A 6,617-nucleotide genomic window follows, 5' to 3' on the forward strand; every position below is an offset into this window, starting at 1 on the left:
ACGGCCCGGGCATCCCCGAGGCAGTCGCCGAGACGCTGTTCGAACAGGGCGAACTCGGCCCCGAAAGCTCCGGCACCGGCATCGGGCTCTACATCGTCTCGACGCTGGTCGAGCGCTACGACGGGTCCGTCCACGTCGAGGATGGAATCGACGGCGGCGCGGCGTTCGTCGTCTCGCTCCGGTTGGCCGAGTCGGCCCCGTCCGCGGCGGCGGCGACCCGCTTCTCGACCACTGATTTTAGGCCGCGGGCGATACACCGTGCGGTATGGAGACGACACTGGTGACGGTCGGCGCCGGGGCGGTCGGGTTCCTCGCCGGCGTCGTCGTGACACTGTTGTGGACGCGGGTCCGGTCTGACGACGCCCGCCAGTCCGCTCGCGCCCACGAGGCCGCACAGGAGCGGAGCGCGCCGGTCGAACTGGGCGAGACCTACGAGTTCGGGGTCACCGAGTTCACCGACCACCACTCCGGCGAGCGCATCGCGTCGGGAAAGTCCAGGGGTTCGTCGTCTTCACCGAGGACGTGCCCGGGTCCGTCTCGGAAGGCGACGTAATCCGCGCCCGCGTCCACTCGTTCAACGACGGGCGGACCTCCGCGGACGCCACTTTCGAGGGGCGGGCCTAGGTCCGCGGACAGAGCGGGTCCGCCGCTAAGGGGTCGCCCGTCGTCGCAAACGCCCGCGAGCGCGACCCCCCACAGACGTCCCGATACGGACAGCTACCGCACGGGTCGGCGAACCCGTCGGGGTCGCGCAACCGCTCGAACAGCGGGTCCGACCGGTAGATGTCGACCAGCGACTGCTCGGGGACGCGGCCGCTGGACAGCGGCAGGAACCCGGAGGGGTACACCTCCCCGCGGTGGCTGACGAAGACGAACCCCGACCCGGCGCGGGTCGATCCGACTGTCACGTCGCTGCCGGCCTCCTGCCGGGCGACCCGGCGGTACTGGGGCGCTTCGACGGTGATGACCCGGTAGGGGGCTTCCTGTCCGCGGTGGAACAGCCACGCCAGCGCCTCGTCGGCCGCCGCCGGGGACAGCGCCGTCAGGTCCTCGCCGCGGCCGACGGGAACGAGGAAGAACACCTCCCACATCGTCGCGCCGAGGTCGGCGACCCGGTCGGCGATGGCCGGGAGGTACTGGGCCGTCCGGGCCGTGACGGTCGTGTTTATCTGGATACCGAGACCGAACTCCTCGGCCCACTCGGCGGCCCGCGTGACGCTCTCGTAGCTCCCGGCCTCACCCCGGAAGCCATCGTGGGTCTCGGGGTCCGGGCCGTCCAGCGACAGCGCCATCCGGTGGACGCCGATGTCGGCGAACCGCGAGACGACTTCCGGCGTGAGGTTCTCCGTCGGGGCCGGGGTCACGGCCGTCGGTAACCCCGAATCGACGGCGTAGGACAGTATCTCGAAGATGTCCGGGCGCTGGAGCGGGTCCCCGCCCGAGACGACGAACACCGGCGGTGGGTGGCCGAACGAGGCCACCTGATCGACGAGGTCCTTCGCGTCCGCCGTGGACAACTCGCCCGGGTCGCGTTCGGTCTGTGCTTCGGCCCGGCAGTGGTCACACGTCAGGTCACAGGCCTGCGTGCTCTCCCACGTGACGACCAGCGGACTCCGGTCGAACGAGCGCGGGTCCGGCGACCCCCCGGGGTGGCCACCGTCCGTCGAATCGCTGCCGTCGTGGTGCATACCCGTTTTTTGCCCCCGGCGCCCCTCACAGACACCCCCACAGTTCGGGACAATAAAGTATAGGCGTCGCCCGCCGGGAGTACCGAACGATGGAGGCTATCGACTACCGTATCGTCCGCGAGGAACTGGCCATCGCGGCGTCGAACGTCGCTTTCGGGCTCCTGTGGCCGTCGTCGTCGGCCTCGCCACGGAGTTGTGGTGGCTCGTCGTCCCCACCGCGGCCGTCGTCGGCGTCGTCAGCGCCGCGAACGACCGCGGCCGGGGCGGCGCCCGAGCCACATACGCGGTGGTCGCCGTCGGCGTCGTCGGCGTCGGCGGCCTGCTGGCGCTGGGCCAGTTGTCGTTGTCGACGCTCCCGCTTTTCCTCGTCGGCGCGGGCCTCGGTTTCGGTGCCAATCGGGCGCTGTTCGGCTTCGTCCGACCGGTCCCGCAGGTCCGACGTAACCGGGAACTGGAGTAGGGGCCGCAGGAAGTTTATGGTCGTCCCTCCCCGAACTGGGGACGTGAGCACCCGCACCAGTGCCCTCGACGACGTCGTGTTCGGCGTCGACATCCAGAGCGGCGACGTCCGTGGCGACTCCCCCTCCTACGCGCTGGCGATTTTCGACGGCGAGTCCGTCGAGCGAGACGTGGTCTCGGGCCGGAAGCTCCGTCGGTTGATCGACGACCGCGAACCGGCAATCGTGGCGACCGACAATATGTACGAACTGGCCAGCGACAAGGACGCGCTGGTCCACTTTCTGGGGCAACTGCCGGCCGCCACGAAACTCGTCCAGGTGACCGGCGACGAACAGCCCGAACCGCTCTCGCGGGTCGCCAAACGCCACGGCGTCCCCTACGAGAAGCAACCGATGGCCGAGGCCGAGCCGCCGCGCGACTCGCGGCCGCAAACGTCGGCTTCGAGGTGTCGGCCTTCACCGATACCACCGAGGTCAAGGTCGCCCGGGGCCGCTCGACCGGCGGCGGCGGTGGCTGGTCCGAGGACCGCTACACGCGCCGCATCCACGGCGCGGTCAAGACCACCGCCCGCGAGGTCGAGTCCGAACTCGACGACGCCGCCTCGACTACGAGAAAGACGTCACCGAGAAGTACGGCGCTACGCCAACGCCGTCTTCGAGGTCGAGGCCCGCCCCCAGGACATCCCCGTCTCGACCCACCGCAGCGGCGACACCCGCATCGAGATCGAACGCCAGCGCCGGGACGGTATCGAGTTCCGGCCGCTGGCCAAGCGCTTAGACCACGTCGTCGTCGGCGTCGACCCCGGAACGACCACCGCCGTCGCCGTCGTCGGACTGGACGGCGAGGTACTCGACCTGTACTCGACGCGGACCGACGACGCCGCCGCCGTCACCGAGTGGATCGTCGAGCGCGGCCGGCCGGTCGTCGTCGCCGCCGACGTGACACCGATGCCGAACACTGTCGAGAAACTCCGCCGGAGCTTCGACGCCGCGGGCTGGGTCCCCGAGTCGGATCTCCCCGTCGACGAGAAACAACACCGGACACGCGAGCATCCCTACGACAACGACCACCAGCGGGACGCGCTGGCGGCCGCGCTGTACGCCTTCGACGACCACGAGGACCAGATCGACCGCATCGCGGAGAAGGTCCCGCCGCGCGAGGAGGTCGGTCCCGTCGTCGCGGACGTTATCGCCGGCGAGCACTCCGTCGAGAGCGCGCTCGCGGCCCGGAGCGACGACGAGGGCGACGAGGGCGACGATGCCGAAGAACACGACCCGCGGGAGCTGACACCCGAGGAACAGAAGATCAAGCGGCTGGAGGCCCGCGTCGAGCGCTTGCAGGACCACTCGGCGGACCTCAAAGAGACCATCGCCCGCAAGGACGATCAACTCGAGGAGTACGAGGAGAAGCTCGAAGCCGCCCGCAGCGAGGAGCGGACCGAGGCCCGCAAGCGCCGCGAGGTCACCAGACTGGAGCGGGAGAACGACCGCCTCGAACGGGAACTGTCCGAGGAACGCGACCGCGTCGAGGAGTTAGAGGGCAAGCTCGAACGGCTCAAGGCCCTCTGGAAACTCGACCACTCGAACTTCGCCGACGTATCGGAGAAACAGGAGGGGCTGGTCCCGGTGAAGGTCGTCGAGAAGTTCACGACCGGGGCCATCGAGGACGCCGACGAGCGGTTCGGCCTCGCGGCCGACGACATCGTGCTGTTCCGTGACGCAAGCGGCGCGGGCCGTTCGACCGCCGAACTGCTGGCGGACATCGGCCCCCGGGTCGTCCTGCGGAACGGCGGCCTCAGCGACGCCGCCGACGAGGTGTTGTTCGAGCTCGGGTCCCGGTAGCCGACGCCGAATCGGTCACCGTCCAGGAGGTCGACGAACTGGCCGTCGCCCGCGAGGAGGAGATAGCGGCCGCTATCGAGGAGTGGGAAGGGTGGGTCGAACAGCGACGCGAACAGCGCAACAAGGAGATGGTCGACCGGGTGATCAGCGAGCACCGCGCCTCCGACCGCGGCGAGTCGGTCTGACCCGACGGCCGTGAGGCGGTCTAGGCGAGGCCGAACGACGCGAGGACGTTCTTCACGAGGCCGGCGGCGACGAGGCCGACGCCGGCGAGCATAATCGCGAGTCCGGCGGCCAACAGTAGGTTCTGCCACGCGACGATAGCGAGACCGGCGACGGTGACGACGATACCGACGATACCGAGCGTCCCGAGTTTGTCGAGCATATCAGAGTCGGCGCGCCCGAGCGGTCTAAACCCACCGAATCAGTGTTCGAAGTCGGTGTCGATGTCGGTGGCCGTCGCGCCCAGTTCCAGCAGCGCGTCCTGATAGCGCATCGCCTGCATCCGCGACCCCTCGACGTCGAGCGTGCCGGTCATGACCGCCTCGACGACGTCTGTCTCACCGCGGATGAGCCGCTTCCACTCGGTGTAGCCGCCCCGGAGCGCGAAGCCGTGTGCGACGTCGGTCGGGTCGGCGAGTCGGTCGGTGTCGAGACACTCGCCGTCACGCAGGGCGAGATACAGCGTGATGGGCTCGCCGTCGTAGCTGTCGTCGGGTTGGATCTCGAAGACGAAGTCGCCGTCGAACTCGACGCCCCACCCTTCGGCCGCCGCCGCGAACGCCTCGCTGTCGTTGAGTCGGCGACCCAGTTCGTCGATCCAGTCGCCGGCCTCCGCCGGAAGCGTGATCGCCATTATCCTACCCTGTGTGGTCCGGCGGCTAAGGTGTTTTGTGTCGCTGCCGACGTGAATTTGCAAACCTTAAACCTCTGCGCGGTCGAACGGCCGACTATGAGCGACAACGAGGGACGAAAGAACCTCCGGATGCCCGACGACGACGAGGTGTTCGCCGTTGTCACGAATATGCTCGGCGCGAACCGCGTGCAGGTACGGTGTATGGACGGCGTCGAACGGACTGCCCGCATCCCGGGCAAGATGCAGAAACGCATCTGGATCCGCGAGGACGACGTCGTCCTCGTCGAACCGTGGGACTGGCAGGACGAGAAGGCCGACATCACCTGGCGCTACGAGAAACAGGACGCAGACCAGTTGCGCGAGGAAGGCCACATCACCGACTGACTTCCGGCGCGCGGTCGTCGGCGCTCTCGGACGCTCGCCCGCCGTCGATCAGTCCGCGAAGCCACGGCCCGTCGCCGGTCCCTCGCGGCGGGCCTCGGCCACGATGTCGACCATCTCCTCCCCGGTCGGGCAGTCCTGCGGTCGGGCGCCGCTGTACAGTTGCTCGACGGTCGGCGCCTCGCCGCGGGTGTCGACCCGTGCGACCGCCGGCATCTGTGGCACCCACTCGGTGACGCCCTCGAACTGTTCGAACTCCGGGTCGGCCAACAGCGGAAACGAGAGGTCGTACCGACGGTGCCAGACGTTCGCCCGGTCGGCAGTGTCGGGCAGGACGGCCGCGACGGTCACACCGTCGAATTCCTCGGCGTGCGCCGCAAGCGACCGGGCGCGCTTGCGAGACAGCGCGCAGTGGTGATGTCGAAGAAACAACAGGAGTGCGATACCGCTCGGGCTAGACAGGTCGGCCGCGGTGTACGTCTCCGGGTCCCCACCCGCGGTCGGCACGCGAAACGCGAGGCGCTGTCCGACGCCGTGTGCAGAGTCGTTCATATGATCCCCCACCGGCATAGTTCAGTGTCCGCCCAAAGAGTATTTCGAGTTCTTTCGCGCGGAGAAAACACCGACGCTACGGCTCGTACCGACTGCGACGACTTCCCGTATCCGTTCGGCCGTCACCGACCCGACGCCGTCGGCCTCGGTCAGTTCGTCCTCGCCTGCGGTGACGACGGCCTCGACGCTGCCGAACGTCGACAACAGCGACTGGGCGGTGACGGGACCGACCTCCGCGATGGAGGCGACGACGTACTCCTGTTGTTCTGCCAGCGTCTTGGCGGATTTCTCGCCGTGGGCGCTGACGACCCGGTCGTTGTCGGTCTGCTCGCGGTCGGCCAGTACGGCCAGCATCTCGGTGGTCTCGTCCTCGTCGGTCGTCCGGAGGACGCTCGCGCCGAAGTCGACCGCCAGCGAGGTCAGCGCCCCGCGGACGGCGTTGGGGTGGACGTTGCGCTCGCCGTAGAGGTCCGTCCCTTCTATTATCACGACCGGACGGTCGTAGTAGCGGGTCGCGTCTTTGACCTGCTCGAAGATGGAGCGGTCACCGCCGGTCAGGGTGTCCATGAAGTCGCTGACGGTCTTTCGCTCGACGACCACCCGGTCCGAGCAGACGTAGTCACCGACGGCCAGCGTCTCCAGCCGCGTCTCGACGCCGTCCCGCGTCGAGAGGTCCCGCGCGATGGTCGAATCCAGTTCCCGCTGGTCGACGACTATCTCCACTGCTCCCTCCTCGCCGGCCGCCGTCGCCACCTCGCCGTCCGGGCCGTCCGCCGCCCCGTCCTCGGCCGAGTCGCCGGCGAAGGCGTCGAGGCCGGTTTGGCCGTCGCTGTCGGCCGC

8 protein-coding genes and 2 pseudogenes are annotated in these 6,617 nt (G+C 68.9%); 5 read left to right on the forward strand and 5 right to left on the reverse strand.

Features of this window, described 5'->3' with window-relative positions:
• Both GJ629_RS13270 and GJ629_RS13275 read left to right on the forward strand, forming a co-directional pair.
• The coding region (locus GJ629_RS13270; protein ID WP_197428608.1) for a sensor histidine kinase KdpD at window positions 1-284 on the forward strand (284 nt) is incomplete at its 5' end.
• A pseudogene (locus tag GJ629_RS13275) lies at window positions 266-624 on the forward strand (hypothetical protein). The gene GJ629_RS13270 and the pseudogene GJ629_RS13275, both read left to right, overlap by 19 nt.
• On the opposite strand, the gene GJ629_RS13280 reads toward GJ629_RS13275, so the two are convergent.
• Window positions 621-1,688: a radical SAM protein gene (locus GJ629_RS13280; RefSeq protein WP_157513480.1), complete on the reverse strand. Its 1,068-nt coding sequence runs from the start codon at window positions 1,686-1,688 to the stop codon at window positions 621-623. The pseudogene GJ629_RS13275 and the gene GJ629_RS13280 sit on opposite strands and share 4 nt — an antisense overlap.
• A gap of 163 nt (window positions 1,689-1,851) precedes the next feature.
• Between GJ629_RS13280 and GJ629_RS13285 the strand changes: the two genes are divergently transcribed.
• Entirely contained in the window at window positions 1,852-2,148 is a 297-nt protein-coding gene (locus tag GJ629_RS13285) for a hypothetical protein (protein ID WP_157513481.1), read from the forward strand.
• Between the two features lie 43 nt (window positions 2,149-2,191).
• Window positions 2,192-4,173: pseudogene (locus GJ629_RS13290) on the forward strand (DUF460 domain-containing protein).
• Between the two features lie 20 nt (window positions 4,174-4,193).
• Here the strand turns inward: GJ629_RS13290 and GJ629_RS13295 are convergent.
• Window positions 4,194-4,373, reverse strand: a complete 180-nt coding sequence (locus GJ629_RS13295; protein WP_157513482.1) for a hypothetical protein — start codon at window positions 4,371-4,373, stop codon at window positions 4,194-4,196.
• A gap of 39 nt (window positions 4,374-4,412) precedes the next feature.
• Window positions 4,413-4,844 carry an SCP2 sterol-binding domain-containing protein gene (locus GJ629_RS13300; protein ID WP_157513483.1) on the reverse strand — a complete coding sequence of 144 codons (432 nt, stop codon included), beginning with the start codon at window positions 4,842-4,844 and terminating at the stop codon, window positions 4,413-4,415.
• Between the two features lie 96 nt (window positions 4,845-4,940).
• Between GJ629_RS13300 and eif1A the strand changes: the two genes are divergently transcribed.
• Window positions 4,941-5,228 (forward strand): translation initiation factor eIF-1A, encoded by a 288-nt coding sequence (gene eif1A / locus GJ629_RS13305; RefSeq protein WP_157513484.1) that lies wholly within the window; start codon window positions 4,941-4,943, stop codon window positions 5,226-5,228.
• 48 nt (window positions 5,229-5,276) lie between these two features.
• Here the strand turns inward: eif1A and GJ629_RS13310 are convergent, their stop codons facing one another.
• A complete protein-coding gene (locus GJ629_RS13310) occupies window positions 5,277-5,777 on the reverse strand; it encodes a redoxin domain-containing protein (protein ID WP_197428609.1) in 501 nt (166 codons plus the stop codon).
• Between the two features lie 21 nt (window positions 5,778-5,798).
• Window positions 5,799-6,617, reverse strand: an 819-nt coding sequence (locus tag GJ629_RS13315) for an ERCC4 domain-containing protein (RefSeq protein ID WP_231754630.1), incomplete at its 5' end; no start/stop codon positions are given.

Source organism: Halapricum sp. CBA1109 (assembly GCF_009741825.1).
Taxonomy (GTDB): Archaea; Halobacteriota; Halobacteria; order Halobacteriales; family Haloarculaceae; genus Halapricum.